The organism is Mesorhizobium sp. M1328 (assembly GCF_040318075.1).
GTDB lineage: Bacteria > Pseudomonadota > Alphaproteobacteria > Rhizobiales > Rhizobiaceae > Mesorhizobium.
On record NZ_JAMYLO010000014.1, the window covers coordinates 153,518 to 171,128 of the forward strand.

A 17,611-nucleotide genomic window follows, 5' to 3' on the forward strand; every position below is an offset into this window, starting at 1 on the left:
CTGGAGAAGAACATGGCCGGTTTGCCGACCACGGCGCGCGTGGTGATCATCGGAGGCGGTGCCGTCGGCGCCTCCTCGCTCTATCATCTCGCCAAAGCGGGCTGGACCGACTGCGTGCTTCTGGAGAAGAACGAGCTGACTTCCGGCTCGACCTGGCATGCCGCCGGCAACGTGCCGACTTTCTCCTCGTCATGGTCGCTGATGAACATGCAGCGCTATTCGACCGAGCTCTATCGCCGGCTGGCCGACGAGGTCGGCTATCCCATGAACTACCACGTCACCGGCTCGCTCAGGCTCGCCCATACGACCGAGCGTATGCAGGAATTCCAGCGCGCCAAGGGCATGGGCCGCTACCAGGGCATGGACATCGACGTGGTCGGCCCGGACGAGATCAAACGCCGTTATCCCTTCATCGAGACGCATGAGCTGAAAGGCGCGCTCTACGATCCGAATGACGGCGATATCGACCCGGCGCAATTGACCCAGGCGCTGGCTAAAGGTGCCCGCGACATGGGCGCGAAGATCATCCGCTTCTGCCCGGTCACCGGCGTGCACCGCGAGAACGACGAGTGGGTGGTCGAGACGGCGCAAGGCGAGATCCGTTGCGAGATCGTCGTCAATGCCGCGGGCTACCGCGCCGCCGAAGTCGGCAGGATGTTCGGCCGCGAGGTGCCGATGATGGTGATGAGCCATCAATATATCCTGTTCGAGGAAATCCCCGAACTGGCGGCGTGGTCGAAGGAACAAGGCAAGAAGCTGCCGCTGCTGCGCGACGTCGATACGTCCTATTATCTGCGCCAGGAAAAGAATGGCATGAACCTCGGCCCCTATGAGCGCAATTGCCGCGCCCACTGGGTCGGCCACAACGATCCGATGCCCGACGACTTTTCGTTCCAGCTGTTTCCCGACGATCTCGACCGGCTGGAACACTACCTGGCCGATGCTGTCGCCCGCGTGCCGATCCTCGGCACCGCCGGCCTGTCCAAGGTCATCAACGGGCCGATCCCCTATGCGCCCGACGGCAACCCGCTGATCGGGCCGATGCCCGGCGTGCCGAACGCCTTCGAGGCCTGCGTCTTTACCTTCGGCATCGCCCAGGGCGGCGGCGCCGGCAAGGTGCTGGCCGAATGGGTGACGCAAGGCCAGACCGAATGGGACATGTGGTCGTGCGATCCACGCCGTTTCACCGCCTTTGCCTCGGCCCCGGATTATTGCGTCGCCAAGGGCATGGAGATCTACGGCAACGAATATGCCATCCAGTTCCCGCGCCATGCCTGGCCGGCCGGGCGCGACCGCAAGCTGTCGCCGCTCCACGACCGCATCAAGGCACTCGGCGCCCGGTTCGACGCTTATAATGGCTGGGAACGCGCCACCTGGTATGCGAAGGCAGGCGACGACATCTCCGAAGAATCCACGCTGACCTTCCGCCGCGACGGGCCGTGGCAGCATCGCGTGCGCGAGGAATGCCTCGCCGTCCGCGATGCCGCCGGCATTTTGGACCTGCCGGGGTTTTCCCGTTTCAATCTCGACGGTCCGGGTGGCGCCGAATGGCTGAGCCTCCAGGTGACAGGCCTGGTGCCGAAACCCGGCCGCATCGGCCTCGTCTATTTTGCCGACGACAAGGGCCGCATCGTCACCGAAATGTCGGTGGTCCGCCACGACGAGAACCTGATGACGCTGATCACCGCCGCTGTGGCTCAGTGGCATGATTTCGAATGGCTGAAGTCGCGCATCCCGAAGGACGCCACATTCAAGCTGGTCGACAGGACGGAGGAATACTCCACCCAGATCCTCGCCGGCCCCAACTCGCGAAACATCCTCGCCGAACTCTGCGCGGCCGACCTCACCCTGCCCTGGCTGACGCATCAGGAAACCAGTATCGCCGGACGTTGGGCAAAGCTGGTGCGCGTGTCCTTCGTCGGCGAGCTCGGCTGGGAAATCCACAGCAAGGTCGACGATACCGCAGCCATCTTCGACGCCGTCTGGGCGGCCGGGCAGAGGCATGGCCTAAAACCGTTCGGCATGTACGCGCTGGATTCGCTCCGGCTCGAAAAAGGTTACCGCACCTGGAAGGGCGACCTGTCGACCGACTATTCGATCCTGCAGGGCGGGCTGGAGCGCTTCGTCAGATGGGACAAGCCCGACTTCCGCGGCAAGGCGGCGCTGCAGAACGAAAAGCAGCAGGGCGTAAAGAAACGCTTCGTCACGCTGGTCGTCGAAAATCCCGGCGACTGCGACGCACCCTATATGTCGACGCTGTGGCATGAAGGCCGGATCGTCGGCGAGACAACGTCCGGCGGCTGGGGTCATCGCATCGACAAGTCGATCGCGCTCGGCATGCTGCGCGCTGACCTTACCGAGCCGGGAACCGCGGTCGAGGTCGAGATCTTCGGCGAACGTTTTCGGGCGGTCGTGCAGAAGGATGAGCCGTTATGGGATTCAAAGAACGTGAGGCTCAGAGCATGAAGAAAGTGATCCTCACCGATGGCGGCATGGGCCAGGAGCTGGTCCGCCGCAGCAGTTCCGAGCCGACGCCGCTGTGGTCAGCCAGGGTGCTGATCGACGAACCGGATCTGGTGCGCGACCTGCATGCGGAATTCATCCGCGCCGGCGCCCGCGTCATCACCATCAACACCTATTCAGCCACGCCCGAGCGGCTGGCGCGCGAGGGCGCGGAAGAGCTGTTCAAGCCGCTGCAGAAGCGTGGCATAGAACTGGCAAGGCAAGCACGCGACCAGGCCGGCGACGCGGCGATTGCCGGCTGCCTGTCGCCGCTGTTCGGCAGCTATGCGCCGGCACTGACGATATCCTTCCAGGATACGCTCGACATCTATCGCCGTATCGTTGCCGAGCAGGCGGACGGCGTCGATCTGTTTCTGTGCGAAACCATGGCGTCGGCCGAAGAGGCGCGCGCCGCGGTCACCGCGGCGTCGGAAAGCGGCAAGCCCGTATGGGTGTCGTGGACGCTTGCCGACCACGGCACGCCGCGCCTGCGCAGCGGCGAAGCCATTGCGGCGGCGTCGGGCGCTCTTGATGGCCTGCCCGTCGCGGCCCGGCTGATCAATTGCTGCCGGCCCGAAGCGATCGCTGCAGCGCTGCCCGAACTGATCGCTCTCGGCGGTCCGGTCGGCGCTTATGCCAATGGCTTCACCTCGATTGAGGCGCTCAAGCATGGCGGTACCGTGGAAGTGCTGCACGCCCGCCACGACCTCGATCCGGACGCCTACGCCGGCCAGGCGATCGGCTGGGTCGAGGCCGGCGCCGGCATCGTCGGCGGCTGCTGCGAAGTCGGACCCGCCCACATTGCCGCCCTGCGCGACCGGCTCGAACAGGTGGGTTATGAAATTTCGGGAGTAGCATAATGCCCAGACCATCATCGCGCATTTCCGGCATCGTGCCTTCCGGCAAGGATGGCTGGGAGGTTCATTCCGCTGCCTGGGCGCGCAAGCAGGCCGGCGAGGACATCATCATGCTCTCGGTCGGCGACCACGATTTCGATACGCCGAGCGAGACGATCGAAGCCTGCGTGACGGCGGTTCGTGCCAGCAATCATCACTACACGCCGCTTGCCGGCGTTCCGCGCCTGCGCAAGGCGATGGCCGCGGCCTCGACGCTGTGCACCGGCGTTGCGACCGGCCCCGACCAGGTCATCGCCACGCCGGGTGGGCAGGCAGCGCTCTACGCGGCCATTCAAGCGGTTCTCGACCAGGGCGACCATGCCATCGTCGTCGCGCCCTATTACGCCACCTATCCCAATACCTTCAGTGCGGCGGGCGCCGAGTTCAGCGTCGTCGAGACCCCCGCCGAGGATGGCTTTCAGCCGCGCGCCGCCGACATTCGCGCCGCCCTTCGGCCGAACACTCGCGCCATCCTGATCAACACGCCGAACAATCCCACGGGTGCCGTCTATTCGCGCGAGCGCCTGGAAGAGCTGGCGCAGATCTGCCGCGAGCATGACCTCTGGCTGCTGTCGGACGAGGTCTACTGGACGCTGGGCGGCGGCGAGCACGTCTCACCACGCTCGCTGCCCGGCATGGCGGAACGCACGCTGGTCATCAATTCGATGTCGAAGAGCCACGGCATGACCGGCTGGCGCATGGGCTGGCTGACCGGGCCGGAACCGATGGTCTTGCTGTTGACCGACCTCAATCTGGTAATGACCTACGGCCTGCCGGCCTTCATCAGTCTCGCCTGCGCGGAGGCGCTCGAAAATGGCTACGGCGTTAAGGAGATCGCCGAGCGCTACGCCGCGAGGCGCACCGTCGTCCTCGATGCCATGCGTGGCATGAACAACATCACGGTGCGCGGCTCCGAGGGCGGCATGTACGTCATGCTCGACATATCGGCCATCGAGCCGGACGATGAGAAATTCGCCTGGGCTTTCCTCGACCAGGAAAAGGTCGGCGTCATGCCCGGCTCGAGCTTTGGCGAGGCCGCTGCCGGCCATATCCGCGTCAGCCTCTGCCAGCCTGAGGCCGTACTGATGGAAGCTGCCACGCGCCTGCGCCGCTTCGCCTCCTTCTATCGCCGCGAGGCGGCATGAACGCCCTGCCCCCGAAAGCCATCCCTACCAAAGCAAGGGCGGTCATCATCGGTGGCGGCGTCTCCGGTTGCTCGGTCGCCTATCATCTGGCCAAGCTCGGCTGGACCGATATCGTGCTGCTCGAGCGCAAGCAGCTGACGTCGGGCACGACATGGCACGCCGCCGGCCTGATCGGCCAGTTGCGCGGCTCGCAGAACATGACGCGGCTGGCGAAGTACTCGGCCGACCTCTACGTCAAGCTGGAGGCCGAGACCGATGTCGGCACCGGCATGCGCCAGGTCGGCTCGATCACCGTGGCGCTGACCGAGGAGCGCAAGCACGAGATCTATCGGCAGGCGTCTCTCGCCCGCGCCTTCGATGTCGACGTGCGCGAGATTTCGCCAAACGAAGTCAAGGAGATGTACCAGCATCTTAATGTTTCCGATGTTGTCGGCGCCGTGCATCTGCCGCTCGACGGCCAGTGCGATCCGGCCAACATCGCCATGGCCTTGGCCAAGGGCGCGCGCCAGCGCGGTGCGACGATCGTCGAGAATGTGAAGGTCACCAAGGTCCCCACCAAAAATGGGCGCGTCACCGGGGTTTCCTGGGCGCAAGGCGACGAGCAAGGCCTGATCGATACCGATATCGTCGTCAACTGCGCCGGCATGTGGGCACGCGAACTTGGCGCCCAGAACGGCGTCACCATTCCGCTGCACGCCTGCGAGCACTTTTATCTCGTGACGGAACCGATCCCCGGGCTTTCCCGCCTGCCGGTGCTGCGCGTGCCAGACGAGTGCGCCTACTACAAGGAAGATGCCGGCAAGATGATGCTCGGCGCTTTCGAGCCGGTGGCCAAGCCGTGGGGCATGAACGGCATAAGCGAGGAGTTCTGCTTCGACCAGTTGCCGCAGGATATGGACCATTTCGAGCCGATCCTGGAAATGGGCGTCAACCGCATGCCGATGCTGGCAACCGCCGGCATTCACACCTTCTTCAACGGCCCCGAGAGTTTTACCCCCGACGACCGCTATTATCTCGGCGAGGCGCCGGAGCTTTCCGGCTACTGGATGGCTACCGGCTACAATTCGATCGGCATCGTCTCCTCCGGCGGCGCCGGCATGGCGCTGGCGCAATGGATCAATGACGGCGAAGCGCCTTTCGACCTCTGGGAGGTCGACATCCGCCGCGCCCAGCCGTTCCAGAAGAACCGCCGCTATCTGAAGGAGCGCGTCTCCGAAACGCTTGGCCTGCTCTATGCCGATCATTTCCCCTACCGGCAGATGGCAACCTCGCGGAACGTGAGGCGCTCGCCGCTGCACGAACATCTGAAGGCGCGCGGCGCCGTCTTTGGCGAGGTCGCCGGCTGGGAGCGCGCCAACTGGTTCGCTAGGCCCGGCCAGGAGCGCGAATACCGCTATTCCTGGAAACGGCAGAACTGGTTCGACAACCAGCGCGAGGAGCATCTGGCGGTCAGGAGCGGCGTCGGCCTGTTCGACATGACCTCGTTCGGCAAGATCCGCGTCGAGGGTCGCGACGCCTGCGCTTTCCTGCAAAGACTCTGCGCCAACGACATGGACGTGGCGCCCGGCAAGATCGTCTACACCCAGATGCTCAACCAGCGCGGCGGCATCGAGAGCGATCTCACCGTCTCGCGGCTGTCCGAAACCGCCTTCTTCCTCGTCGTGCCCGGCGCGACGCTGCAACGCGACCTGGCGTGGCTGCGAAAACATCTTGCCGAGGAGTTCGTCGTCATTACCGATGTAACCGCTGCCGAAGCGGTGCTCTGCCTGATGGGCCCGGATTCGAGGAAGCTGATCCAAAAGGTCAGCCCGAATGATTTCTCCAATGACAACAACCCGTTCGGAACGTTTCAGGAGATCGAGATCGGCATGGGCCTGGCCCGCGCCCACCGCGTCACCTATGTCGGCGAACTCGGCTGGGAGCTTTATGTCTCGACCGACCAGGCCGCCCATGTCTTCGAGGCGATCGCGGAGGCAGGCACCGATGTCGGGCTAAAACTATGCGGCCTGCACACGCTGGATTCCTGCCGCATCGAAAAGGCGTTCAGGCATTTCGGCCACGACATCACCGACGAGGACAATGTGCTGGAGGCCGGCCTCGGCTTCGCCGTGAAGACGGCCAAGGGAGACTTCCTCGGCCGCGATGCGGTGCTGAAGAAGAAAGAAACCGGCCTGTCACGCCGGCTGGTGCAGTTCCGCCTGAACGACCCGGAGCCGCTGCTGTTCCACAACGAGGCGATCCTGCGCGACGGCAAGATCGTCGGCCCGATCACCTCGGGCAATTACGGCCATCATCTCGGCAGCGCTGTCGGGCTTGGCTACGTGCCTTGCAAGGGCGAGAACGAGGCGGATGTGCTGTCGTCGTCCTACGAGATCGAGATCGCCGGCGAGCGCTTTGCGGCGGAAGCGTCGCTTAAGCCGATGTACGATCCGAAGGCGGAACGGGTGCGGATGTAGCGCACCTCAGAACGCGTCCATCCTGGCCGCGACCTTCGCCACGAACCTCGTCCGCTTTTCGTCGGTCGACAGGTTCATCGAGTATTGCGCGAGGTAGGAAACCGACCCGCCGGGCTTGATGGTCGCACGCAGCACCCGATTGACCAGCTTGCGCGGCGGGTCACCGATCAGCATGGCTCGGAACCGGCTGCCGCCATAGGTGGTGACCGCGACCACCTTGCGGATGTTGTGTAGTGACGGCTGCACCTTGCCGTCGACCAGCTTGAACGACACGCCGGGCAGGAAGGCGCGATCGAAAAAGCCTTTCAGAATGGCCGGATAGCCGAAGTTCCACACCGGAAACGACAGCACCAGAGCGTCGGCCCGCAGCAAGCGCTCAATGTAAGCCGCCGTAGGATCGCCGGCGCCGCGCCGGTCATGATAGGAGAGCCGTTCGGCCCGCGTCAGCCTGGGATCGAAACCCTCGGCATAGAGATCGCAATCGTCGACCGCATGGCCGGCCAACGTCAACCGCTCGACGATGGTCCGGTGCAGGCCGGCATTGAAGCTGGTCTCGACCGGATGAGCGTAGAGGACGAGGACGTTCAACCAAGTCCTCGCAGGTCGGCGCGAGGCACCCCCCTCTGCCCTGCCGGGCATCTCCCCCTCAAGGGGGGAGATTGGCTGTCACCGTCGCTTTTGCCAACCCCCAACGCGGCAAGGTGATCGGAGCGTAGAAACTGCCAATCTCCCCCCTTGAGGGGGAGATGGCCGGCAGGCCAGAGGGGGGTACAGCACCACACGCCCGTCATCGTCTCAACCCGCCTTCTCCAGCCCCTTAAACAGAAACGACTTGCCGGAGCGATAATCATAGTCCGGGTTTTCCCAGGCGATCATCTTGCCGGGATTGAGCAGCCCTTGCGGGTCGGTCTCGCGCTTGAAGGCCAGTTGCACCTCATCCGTCCGCTTCATGCCGCCTTCTTCCAGCGTGTAGCGGTGCGGGTTGAAGATCCAGCAGCCATTGTCTTCGTGGATGCGGATGATCTCGTCCAGCCGCTCGGCCGTGGTGAAGCGCACCAGCGGCAACCCGGCGATACCGATGGCTCCGTCGAAGCGGATGAATTCGAGATGCGCCGGCACCTCGTCGCCGAAGCGTTCGACCATCGCCTTGACGTGACCGAGGTGGTCCGGCGACGGATAGCGGGTCTGCAGGTAGGTGATCGTCGGATCGACCCGGATGGCGCGCAACGTGGTGTGGTTCCAGGTCAGCTCATAGGCCGGCGGCAGCCCCTTGAGATCGGCCTCCTTGTCGGAGCGGAAGACGATCTCGCCCTTGCTGCGCGTCGTGAAGGCGAGGAAGGCATCCATCGCATGCGGCGCAATCATCAGGACGACGATGCTTTGGCCGCGCCGGAAAAACCGCTGGTGGCGCTTGAAGTAATCGTATGGGATGGGTGCTGCGATCGGCGTGATCAGCTTCGCCAGTATGCCGTCCTGGATGGCGAGGTCGTTGCCGAAGCCGGCCGCATCCATGAAATCGTCGAAGCCGACGATGACGTCGATCCAGTCATAGCTGGCGGTCAGCGGCATCTCGACTTCGGTGATGATGCCGTTGGTGCCGTAGGCGTGCATGACCTTCAGCACGTCTTCGCCGGTGAGCTCCATGACACGTGGCTGTGCCTCCATCGTCACTGTCCTCAGCCGGATGACGTTGCCGAGGTCGCGCAGTCCGCCCCAGCGGATCGAGCCGATACCGCCGGAGCCGCCGGCGACGAACCCGCCGATCGATGCGGTGTTGTAGGTCGACGGCGACATGCGGAGTTCCTGGCCGGAATGCGCCCGCGTCGCTCTGTCGATGTCGGCGAGCACGGCGCCGGGGCCGGTGACGACACGGCCCGGCGCGATCATCTTGACCGCGTTCATCTCGGCGAGATTGAGCACCACGCCGCCGGATAGGGGCATCGCCTGCCCGTAATTGCCGGTGCCACTGCCGCGCGGCGTCACCGGCACGCCATGCCGATGGCAGGCGGCGAGAATGCGGACGACCTCGTCTTCGGTTTTCGGCGTCACGATCAGGTCACCGGTGACGTGCTCGAGCTGCTGCTTCAGCACCGGGCTGTACCAATAGAAGTCGCGACTCTTCTGCTGGACGATCGCCGGATGGTCGTCGACCTTGAGGCCGTCCAGGTCGCGCTTGAGCGCCGCAATATCCATCATTCCACCATCAGATCATCGAGTTCGGCATAATCGGGCAGCTGGCGCTCGATCGCATGCCCGTCGCGCACGACGATGCGATCCGATTCTGGCCGCGACAGCAATTCCGTCCAGCTTCTTCCCTTGAAGACGACGAAATCGGCCGCCCCTCCGGCGGCAAGCGTGCCGAAACCATCGAGCCGCATCACCTTGGCCGGCGTCGCGGTGACAGCTTGCGGCCAATCGGCAACGGGATGGTCGAGATGCAGGATGCGCGTCGCCATGCGATAGACCTCCAGCATATCGAGATCGCCATAGGCGTAGAACGGGTCGCGGGTATTGTCGGAGGCGACGGCGACGGCAATGCCGCGCGCCTTCATCTCGTGCAGCAGCGTCACCCCGCGCCAGCGCGGCGTGGTGTTGTCGTCGCGGCGGTCCTGCAGATAGAGATTGCACATCGGCAGCGACACCACCGCCAGGCCGGCTTTGGCGACCTTGTCCAGCGTGTCGAGCACGTCAAGGTCGGGCTGGCGCGCCAGAGAGCAGCAATGGCCGACCAGGATGTTCCCGTCAAAACCGTTCCAAAGGGCTGCTTCGGCAATCTTCTTCAGCGAGATCGCCGCGACATCGTCGGTCTCGTCGGCATGGAAATCGAGGTCGAGGCCGTGCTTGATCGCCTGCGCGAACACCTGGTCGAGCAATTCTTCGAGATCCGGCACCATATAGGTGACGACGCCAAGCACACCCTTGGCGGCAGCCACCCGTTTGGCCAGCCTCTCGAACCATTTCCTGTCGCGCACGCCCTCGATGCCGAGCAGGCAGGCCGCTTGCAGCTCGATGCGGCCGCGCCATTTTTCCCGCATCGTCTCGAATACCGGCCAGGAGATCTCTTCCTGCGGCGCAACACTGTCGAGATGCGTGCGCAGCGCCTTGGTGCCATACGCATAAGCCGAGCGCAGCGAAAAATCCATGCGGCGGGCAACATCGTCGGCGCTCCAGCGCGCCGCGCGGTCAGCGCCGGTTGCATTCAGCGCGGCCATGAAAGTGCCGTCCGGGTTGGGCTTTCGAGGCCAGATATGGCCCTTGTCGATATGGGTGTGGCAGTCGACGAAGCAGGGCAAGACGATGCGGCCGCCGAGGTCGGGGGCATCGGCCGGTGCATTGGATCGATGCGCCGTAATCCCGGAGATCTTGCCATCGGCGATGGCGATATCGGCGAGCCCAAACCCGTCGGTATCGAAGGCTCCAGAAAAGCCCGGCGTCAGTGAGGCATGAAGCCGAACCTTGGCGAGATGGTAGGAACCAGAAGCCGGTATCAAGGCGTACCCCCCTCTGTCCTGCCGGACATCTCCCCCTCAAGGGGGGAGATTGGCAGCTTCGCCGATGGCGCTCGTCTTGCAAGGTTGGCGATTGGCGAAATCCTGGATGGCATCCAATCTCCCCCCTTGAGGGGGAGATGTCCGGCAGGACAGAGGGGGGTGCTGGCGCTGCCCACCATCACCGCTCCTGCCTCAGCGCGCTCTCGTGCCAGCGCCGCAAAATGAGATGCGAAATCAGCGACAGCACCAGGAAGATCAGGATGCCGGTGAGCGAAATCAGGATCAGCGCCGCGAACAGCCTTGGCGCGTTGAGCCGGTAGCCGGCCTCGATGATGCGCGAGGCGAGGCCGGACGACTGGCCGGTGGCGCCGGCGACGAACTCGGCCACCACCGCGCCGATCAGAGACAGGCCGCCGGCGATCTTCAGCCCGCCGAGGAAATAAGGCATCGCCGCCGGCAGCCGCAGATAGCGCAATTGCTGCCAGCGGGTGGCGCCGTTGAGCTTGAACAAATCGCGCAGATTGCGGTCGACGGAATTGAGGCCGAGCGTGGTGTTGGAGAGGATCGGGAAGAAGGCGACGATCCAGGCGCAAAGCAAAAGCTTCGTCGTCTGGTTGTCGACATAGATGTTGATCAGCGGAAAGATCGCGACGATCGGCGTCACCTGCAGCACGATGGCGAAGGGAAAGAACGACATCTCCACCCATTTCGACTGCGCGAACAGCACCGCCAGCCCGACGCCGCCGACCACGGCGAGAAGCAGGCTCAAGAAGGTGATCCTGAGCGTCACCAGCAGCGAGGAGAACAGCAGCCCGGCATCGTCATGCAGCGTCTGCAGCACCACGCCGGGACGCGGCAGGATGTATTTCGGGATGTCGTTCCAAACGCAGACGCGGTCCCACAGCCAGATCGCCAGGATCATGATCGCCAGCGGCAGCAGCCATCTGCCGATGCGCTCGAAGCGCTCCTGGCGGACGCGACGCGCCTCCTCCGGGTCGAGCGCCAGCACTTGTTCTTCAATGGCCGTCATGATGCGGTCCGGCAGTTGAGTTGATGGCGCCGATCAGCACGTCGGATGCCTGGCGGCAGAGCGCGGCATAGTCGGGCGAGGTGCGAAACGCCTCGTCGCGCGGATAGGATGCATCGACGGCAAGCTCGGCGAATACCCGGCCCGGCCGCGCCGCCATGACGACGACGCGGTTGGAGAGGAAAACGCTTTCGAAGACGCTGTGGGTGACGAAAACGACGGTAAAGCGCTCATCCTGCCATAGCTCCAGAAGGTCGTTGTTGAGCTTGAAGCGGGTGATCTCGTCGAGTGCCGCGAACGGCTCGTCCATCAACAGAATGCGCGGCTTGGTCACCATGGCCCGGGCAATCGAGACGCGCATCTTCATGCCGCCCGACAATTCGCGCGGCACGGCATTCTCGAAGCCGGTCAGGTGAACCCGCGCCAGCATCTCCATCACCGCCGGCGCCGCCTTGGCCCGCGATACGCCCCTCAGCCGCAGCGGCAGCCAGACATTGTCGAAGACGTCGGCCCAGGGCAGCAGCGTCGGCTCCTGGAAGACGAAGCCGATATTCGAACGGTCGCCGATATTCGAACGATCGCGGGCGCCGCTGCCGCGCCAGTCGAGCACGCCCGAGGTCGGCGTCGACAGGCCGGCAATCAGCCGCAGCGCCGTCGATTTGCCGCAGCCCGACGGTCCGAGCAGGCTGAGGAAATCGCCTTCCCGGATCGTCAGCTCGACATTGCTGAGCGCGGTGACGCCGTTGGAAAACACCTTGCCGACGCCACGCAGCGCCAACAGCGTCGGCCCCGGTACACTTCCTGGCTGTTGCGCCACTTTCTCCAGCTTCACGGCCTACTTCTTCAGGTCGAGCCCGACGCTCTTGTTGACGAAGGAAAGCGTGTAGGCCTTCTTGATGTCGACGCCCGCCGGCGCGACCTTGGCCTTGACCATCTTGTCGTAGAAACTCTGGATGCGTGCGTCGGTCATGGCGCCGATGCCGAGCTTTTCGCTGTCGCCGGAATCGACCACGCCGAATTTCTTCAGCTGCTCGATCGAGAAGGCGATCTGCTCATCCGTCATGTCCGGATTTTCCTTCTTGATCATCTCGTTGGCGGCCTTGTTATCGCCGTAGAGATAATTGTACCAGCCCTTGGCCGAGCCATCGACGAAGCACTGGACCACCTCGGGCCGCTTGTCGATCGTCTCCTGCATGGTCTCGACCGTCGTTGCATATGTGTCCCAGCCATAGTCGGCCAGCAGAAACTGGTTCGGCGTGAAACCGCCCTGCTTCTGGACGGCGAATGGCTCCGAGGTGACGTAACCCTGCTGGATCGACTTCTTGTTGGCGATGAACGGCGCCGGGTTGAAAGTGTACGGCACGCGTTTTGCGGCATCGAAACCCAGGTCGGTGACCATCCACTGGAAGAAGGTCTGGGCACCTTCGTCGCCGAGGATGTACTGGTCGGCGTTCTTCAGGTCTTCCCATTTGTCCAGCCCCTGCCCGGGATGGGACATGATGACCTGCGGGTCCTTCTGGAAGTCCGCGGCCACGACGAGCATCGGTATGCCCTGCTGCACGGCATCGAAGGCCGACAGCAGATTGCCGCCCATGTAGAAATCGATTTTACCTGCGAGCAGTAGCGGCCGGCCGCTGACCTGTGGGCCGCCCTGCATGATCGTCACGTCGATGCCGCAGGCGGCATAGGTACCATCCACCACGGCCTGGTAGTAGCCGCCATGCTCCGGCTCGGCCAGCCAGTTGGTGCCGAAGGTGACTTTTTCGTTCGCTGCCGCGGCAAGCGTACCTGCGCCAAGCAGCACGATCACGCCCGCCGAAATCTTGAGTCTTCCGTACATCCACACCACCCTTTGTTCGCTCCGGCGCATCACGCGCCGGGCTAGACACCATTGTTTCAAGAAGCAAGACACATGCCACCGGCGCGTTGCGTCGGGACCGCCCGCTTGTGCAATGCCCGCCTGTGCAATGGCGGCGCGAAGGCCGGACGGGTCATGCTGTACGAAAGGCATCGTGCCTATTTTTTGATCGCCTGTCCACAATCGCCCTCGTGACATGCAGCGCCATCTTGATGCCCGCCTACATCCAGCTTTACGCTGACGAGAACCGGAGATTGCCATGTTCAAATTTCTCACGCCGAAGTCGATCAAGCCGCCCTTCGCCCGCTACAGCCACGGCGTCGAGCTGCCGCCCGGCAAACGGCTGGTGCTGTGTTCGGGCCAGGTCGCCATCACAGCGGACGACCAGATCCCCGAGGAGCCCGGCGCACAGGCCGAGCTCTGTTTCCAGAACATAGCGGCGATTCTCGGCGAGGCCGGGCTCGGCCTGTCCGACATCGTCCGCATCAATGCCTATGTCACCGACCGCGCGTTCCTGCGGCCCTATATGGAGGTTCGCGACCGGCTGTTCGCCAGCCCGGCGCCGGCCTCGACGCTGATGATCGTGTCCGGCTTTGCACGGCCGGAATTCAAGGTCGAGATCGAGGTCATCGCGGCGGGATGAGCAGCGCTGGCCAGCGGCTGGAATCGACAGGCCGATGATCTCAAGTTACACGACAAAGGTTGGCGCCGCCCCTCATCAAGCGCGCATTCAGTCTCTCTTTGAGGTTCAAAATGGCCGGGACAAAAAAACGCGTATGGTGGGGTGACTACCGGACCACCGAATACGCGACCATCGATCCGGAGGCGACCATTGCCGTTCTGCCGCTGGCAGCGATCGAACAGCACGGGCCCCATCTGCCGGTTTCGACCGACACCTCGATCATGAACGGCATGCTCGACACGGTGATCGCCCGCCTGCCCGGCGATCTCGACATCCGCATCCTGCCGGTGCAGGCGATAGGCAAGTCGAACGAGCATTTGCATGCGCCCGGCACCCTCACTTTGCCGGCGACGACCTTGGTCGAAGCATGGACCGAACTCGGCCTGTCGGTCGCGCGCGCCGGCATCCGAAAACTGGTCGTCGTCAACTCGCATGGCGGCAATGAGGAGATCATGGGCATTATCACCCGCGAATTGCGCGTGCGGGCAAAGATGCTGGCGGTAAAGACCAGCTGGCAGCGTTTTGGCCGGCCGGCCGGCATGTACACCGACCTCGAAGACCGCCACGGCATCCATGGCGGCGACGTCGAGACCTCGCTGATGCTGCATTTCCGGCCCGACCTCGTCGATATGGCCAAGGCCGACAATTTCGTGTCCAAGGTCGCCCGCGCCGAAAAGGAATTTTCGCTGCTGCGCCACACCGGAACGCACGCCTTCGCCTGGATCGCCAGCGATCTCAACCCGAATGGTGTGGTCGGCGACGCCAGCATTGCCACCGCCGAAAAAGGCCGGCTCACCGCCGAACATCAGGCCGACGGCTTCATCGGCCTGCTGAGGGACGTGCGCAAGGCAAAGCTGGCGGATTGGCTGACGTAATCAAGCGTCGATCTTCAGCGCAAAAGGCGTGCCCTCAAACGCTTCGGCGCCGCGCCCGATCGCCTCGATGGCGCGGCTCATGCGGCCGTCGCGCTCGAGCAGTGCGTCGGCAATGGCGATCAGCCGCGGATTGGGCGTCGCCGTGGGCGACAGCGCGCGCAGCGTCTCGGCCAACTCGGCCTCGTCGCGCTTCGGCGCCAGCGCTGCCGCGATGATGTAGGCCGAGGCAGTCGAGCGGCTGATGCCGGCATAGCAATGCACCACCAGCGGCCGCGAGCGGTCCCATTGGCGCGCGAAATCGAGCAGGGTCAAGACATGCTCCTCGCCCGGCATGGTCATGCCCTCCTGCGCTACCGCAATGTCATGCATGACCAGATGCAGATGGTTTTCCCTGGTGATCGAGGCCGGCCGCATCACCTCCGTGCCGGCGGCAAGCAGCGAAAGCAGCCGCCCGGCCCCGGTCTTCGTTACCGTTTCCTCGACTTTGGACAGCGAGCAGACATGGATCATTGGGTCGTTTCTCCCTTGGCATCATCGTCGCGCCGCGAGGCCCAGCCGGCAAGCGCGGATTCGAGCCGCCGCCATTCTTCGTCGGCTCCCGGCAGGCCGGCGCGCAGCACATCCGGACGGTCGGCGAAATGCCGAAGCAGGATGCCGCGCTGGCCGAGCACCGAAAACAGGCCGGCGGCGTCCGCCAGCCTGATATAGCGGAACAGCGAGGTGCCACCGGCGACAGGCACGCCGAAGCGGCCGAACAGCGTATCGAGCCGTGCGGCATCCTCGGCCAGACAGCGCCGCATCCCGGCCTGCCAGCCGGTATCGGCAAGCGCCCTTATGCCATATTCGAGCGCCGGCCCGGCAACAGCCCATGGCCCGAATTGCGCCTCCAGCCGCTCGACCGTCAGCGCGTCGGCCAGTGCAAAGCCAAGCCGCAGGCCGGCCAGGCCGAAGAACTTGCCGAACGAGCGCAGCACGACGATGCCGCCCTGGTCGACGTCGCCGGCCAGGCTTTCGCTGCGCGGGCCGACATCCATGAAGGCCTCGTCGACCACCAGCAGCCCGCCTCTGGCACGCAAATTTGCGGCAAGTCGAAGCAATCTTTCGCGCTCGACGACGCGCCCGTCCGGATTGTTGGGATTGACGACGACGGCAAGGTCGGCCGCCGCCAAGGCTTCGAAATCATCGACTTCGGCCGCCGCATGGCCGGCGATCGCTGCTGCCCGCCGATGCTCGGCATAAGTCGGCCCGAGCACCAGCGCCGTGCCCGGGCTGACCAGCGAAGCGACGGGCGGCAACAGGATCTGCGTGCCGGGCGCAGCCGCGACGTTCGCCGCCGACGGCGCGCCATAGGCGCTTGCCGCGACTTCGGCCAAGTCACGGGCACGCGCTGCTTCCGGCAATCGCGACAGGGCGGTGGCGGGCAAATCGAAAAGCGGGTAGGAGTGCGGATTGATCCCGGTCGAGAGGTCGACGAAAGGCAGCGGCGCGTGAGGGAAAAGCGCCCTCGCCCGGCCAAGGCTTCCGCCGTGGTCCACTGCCGCCGTCACTCCATCAAGAGACTTCATGTCGATCCTGATCACTTTCCTGTCGCTGGCCATCGAACTTGTACTCGGCTACCCGGCCCGGCTCTTCGATGCCATTGGCCATCCCGTCACCTGGTTCGGCAGGCTGATATCCTTTCTCGACCGCAGGCTCAACCGCGCCACTGATTCCGACGCCCACCGTCGCCGCTGGGGCGTCCTCGCGCTGCTGGTGATCGTGCTGGTGCCGGCCGCCCTCGCCCTCTGGCTCGAAACCTTGCTTTGGAGCATTCCCCTCGGCTTGTTGGTCACCGCAATCCTGGCGACGTCGCTGCTGTCGCAGAAGAGCCTGGCCGAGCATGTCGAAGCGGTGGCCGACGCCCTCGACAGCGGCGGACTGGACATGGGCCGCATTGCCGTCTCGCGGATCGTCGGCCGCGACCCGGAAAAGCTCGACAGGGCCGCTGTCTGCCGCGCCGCGATCGAAAGCCTGGCCGAGAATTTCTCCGACGGTGTCGTCGCACCGGCCTTCTGGATCGGCATTGGCGGGCTCGCCGGCGGCGTCGCCTACAAGGCCGCCAACACCGCCGATTCGATGATCGGCCACCGCACCCCGCGCCACGAAGCCTTCGGCTGGGCGTCGGCGCGCTTCGACGACTGGATCAACCTGCCGGCGTCGCGGCTATCGGCGCTTCTGATCGTACTCGCCGCTTTCCTGGTCAAGGGCGCCGACGCCAAAGCCGCCTGGCACGCCGTGCGGCGCGATGCGAAAAAGCACCGCTCGCCCAATGCCGGCTGGTCGGAAGCAGCGATGGCCGGCGCGCTCGGCCTGGCGCTCGCCGGCCCCCGTTCCTACGATGGCGTCATGGTCGAAGACGCATTGATGGGCGAAGGCGGCCGGCGCGACGACGTCGAGAGCACCGACATCCGGCGGGCGCTGAAACTCTACCGCGTCGCCGACTTGCTGCTGATTGCGCTGTTCGGGGTGGTCGCAGTGGTTGTCATACTGGCGTGACCTGCGCTCGAGATCGAGCGCAAACAGAAAACCCGCCATGCGGCGGGTCGTTGGAGCCAATTAGCACCATAACCAAATTAGTAGCATAGCTGCCGGCACAAAGCAAGAACAAAGTTGCTCCTTCAGCGTTGGAACGCGGCTTTA

Annotated in this window: 15 protein-coding genes; 7 read left to right on the plus strand and 8 right to left on the minus strand. The window is 64.4% G+C overall.

Features of this window, described 5'->3' with window-relative positions; translation table 11 throughout:
- Positions 1-12: 12 nt before the first annotated feature.
- The 4 genes from NKH23_RS23075 to NKH23_RS23090 are packed head-to-tail and all read left to right on the plus strand — an operon-like array spanning position 13 to position 6,999.
- Positions 13-2,466, plus strand: a complete 2,454-nt coding sequence (locus NKH23_RS23075; protein WP_353035379.1) for a GcvT family protein — start codon at positions 13-15, stop codon at positions 2,464-2,466.
- Positions 2,463-3,362, plus strand: a complete 900-nt coding sequence (locus NKH23_RS23080; RefSeq protein WP_353025984.1) for a homocysteine S-methyltransferase family protein — start codon at positions 2,463-2,465, stop codon at positions 3,360-3,362. The genes NKH23_RS23075 and NKH23_RS23080 overlap by 4 nt, the downstream gene beginning before the upstream one ends.
- Entirely contained in the window at positions 3,362-4,543 is a 1,182-nt protein-coding gene (locus NKH23_RS23085) for a pyridoxal phosphate-dependent aminotransferase (protein WP_353025985.1), read from the plus strand. The genes NKH23_RS23080 and NKH23_RS23085 overlap by 1 nt, the downstream gene beginning before the upstream one ends.
- A complete protein-coding gene (locus NKH23_RS23090; RefSeq protein ID WP_353035381.1) occupies positions 4,540-6,999 on the plus strand; it encodes a GcvT family protein in 2,460 nt (819 codons plus the stop codon). The genes NKH23_RS23085 and NKH23_RS23090 overlap by 4 nt, the downstream gene beginning before the upstream one ends.
- 6 nt (positions 7,000-7,005) lie before the next feature.
- Here the strand turns inward: NKH23_RS23090 and NKH23_RS23095 are convergent, their stop codons facing one another.
- The 6 genes from NKH23_RS23095 to NKH23_RS23120 form a co-directional block, all read right to left on the minus strand.
- On the minus strand, positions 7,006-7,587 hold the full coding sequence (locus tag NKH23_RS23095; protein WP_353035383.1) for an NAD(P)H-dependent oxidoreductase: 582 nt from the start codon (positions 7,585-7,587) through the stop codon (positions 7,006-7,008).
- Between the two features lie 207 nt (positions 7,588-7,794).
- Positions 7,795-9,192, minus strand: a complete 1,398-nt coding sequence (locus NKH23_RS23100; protein WP_353025992.1) for an FAD-binding oxidoreductase — start codon at positions 9,190-9,192, stop codon at positions 7,795-7,797.
- Positions 9,192-10,490 carry a cytosine deaminase gene (locus NKH23_RS23105; protein ID WP_352978428.1) on the minus strand — a complete coding sequence of 433 codons (1,299 nt, stop codon included), beginning with the start codon at positions 10,488-10,490 and terminating at the stop codon, positions 9,192-9,194. The genes NKH23_RS23100 and NKH23_RS23105 overlap by 1 nt, the downstream gene beginning before the upstream one ends.
- Before the next feature lie 178 nt (positions 10,491-10,668).
- The gene (locus NKH23_RS23110) at positions 10,669-11,520 is read right to left on the minus strand and encodes an ABC transporter permease (RefSeq protein WP_352978429.1); all 852 of its coding nucleotides are present in this window, start codon (positions 11,518-11,520) and stop codon (positions 10,669-10,671) included.
- Positions 11,507-12,349, minus strand: coding sequence for an ABC transporter ATP-binding protein (locus tag NKH23_RS23115; protein WP_352978430.1), 843 nt, complete (start codon positions 12,347-12,349; stop codon positions 11,507-11,509). Before NKH23_RS23115 ends, NKH23_RS23110 begins: the two co-directional genes overlap by 14 nt.
- A gap of 3 nt (positions 12,350-12,352) precedes the next feature.
- Entirely contained in the window at positions 12,353-13,357 is a 1,005-nt protein-coding gene (locus tag NKH23_RS23120; RefSeq protein WP_352978431.1) for an ABC transporter substrate-binding protein, read from the minus strand.
- Positions 13,358-13,634: 277 nt separating this feature from the next.
- Between NKH23_RS23120 and NKH23_RS23125 the strand changes: the two genes are divergently transcribed.
- The gene (locus tag NKH23_RS23125) at positions 13,635-14,018 is read left to right on the plus strand and encodes a RidA family protein (protein ID WP_292662997.1); all 384 of its coding nucleotides are present in this window, start codon (positions 13,635-13,637) and stop codon (positions 14,016-14,018) included.
- A 110-nt stretch (positions 14,019-14,128) separates the two neighbouring features.
- Complete coding sequence (locus NKH23_RS23130) at positions 14,129-14,932, plus strand: creatininase family protein (RefSeq protein ID WP_353025988.1); 804 nt, start codon at positions 14,129-14,131, stop codon at positions 14,930-14,932.
- Here the strand turns inward: NKH23_RS23130 and NKH23_RS23135 are convergent, their stop codons facing one another.
- Together NKH23_RS23135 and cobD are read right to left on the minus strand one after the other, a co-directional pair.
- The gene (locus NKH23_RS23135; protein ID WP_352719740.1) at positions 14,933-15,442 is read right to left on the minus strand and encodes a tyrosine phosphatase family protein; all 510 of its coding nucleotides are present in this window, start codon (positions 15,440-15,442) and stop codon (positions 14,933-14,935) included.
- Positions 15,439-16,497 carry a threonine-phosphate decarboxylase CobD gene (cobD, locus tag NKH23_RS23140; RefSeq protein WP_353025989.1) on the minus strand — a complete coding sequence of 353 codons (1,059 nt, stop codon included), beginning with the start codon at positions 16,495-16,497 and terminating at the stop codon, positions 15,439-15,441. The genes NKH23_RS23135 and cobD overlap by 4 nt, the downstream gene beginning before the upstream one ends.
- Here cobD and cbiB point away from each other — a divergent pair.
- A complete protein-coding gene (cbiB, locus tag NKH23_RS23145) occupies positions 16,496-17,467 on the plus strand; it encodes an adenosylcobinamide-phosphate synthase CbiB (RefSeq protein ID WP_352978433.1) in 972 nt (323 codons plus the stop codon). The two genes, cobD and cbiB, sit on opposite strands and share 2 nt — an antisense overlap.
- Positions 17,468-17,611: the final 144 nt, after the last annotated feature.

Bases quoted from the DNA above. Each gene is read 5' to 3' on its own strand.
- NKH23_RS23075 (WP_353035379.1), top strand. From the start codon at position 13: ATGGCCGGTTTGCCGACCACGGCGCGCGTGGTGATCATCGGAGGCGGT.
- NKH23_RS23080 (WP_353025984.1), top strand. From the start codon at position 2,463: ATGAAGAAAGTGATCCTCACCGATGGCGGCATGGGCCAGGAGCTGGTC.
- NKH23_RS23085 (WP_353025985.1), top strand. From the start codon at position 3,362: ATGCCCAGACCATCATCGCGCATTTCCGGCATCGTGCCTTCCGGCAAG.
- NKH23_RS23090 (WP_353035381.1), top strand. From the start codon at position 4,540: ATGAACGCCCTGCCCCCGAAAGCCATCCCTACCAAAGCAAGGGCGGTC.
- NKH23_RS23100 (WP_353025992.1), bottom strand. From the start codon at position 9,192: ATGGATATTGCGGCGCTCAAGCGCGACCTGGACGGCCTCAAGGTCGAC.
- NKH23_RS23110 (WP_352978429.1), bottom strand. From the start codon at position 11,520: ATGACGGCCATTGAAGAACAAGTGCTGGCGCTCGACCCGGAGGAGGCG.
- NKH23_RS23120 (WP_352978431.1), bottom strand. From the start codon at position 13,357: ATGTACGGAAGACTCAAGATTTCGGCGGGCGTGATCGTGCTGCTTGGC.
- NKH23_RS23125 (WP_292662997.1), top strand. From the start codon at position 13,635: ATGTTCAAATTTCTCACGCCGAAGTCGATCAAGCCGCCCTTCGCCCGC.
- NKH23_RS23130 (WP_353025988.1), top strand. From the start codon at position 14,129: ATGGCCGGGACAAAAAAACGCGTATGGTGGGGTGACTACCGGACCACC.
- NKH23_RS23135 (WP_352719740.1), bottom strand. From the start codon at position 15,442: ATGATCCATGTCTGCTCGCTGTCCAAAGTCGAGGAAACGGTAACGAAG.
- cbiB (WP_352978433.1), top strand. From the start codon at position 16,496: ATGTCGATCCTGATCACTTTCCTGTCGCTGGCCATCGAACTTGTACTC.
- cobD (WP_353025989.1), bottom strand. From the start codon at position 16,497: ATGAAGTCTCTTGATGGAGTGACGGCGGCAGTGGACCACGGCGGAAGC.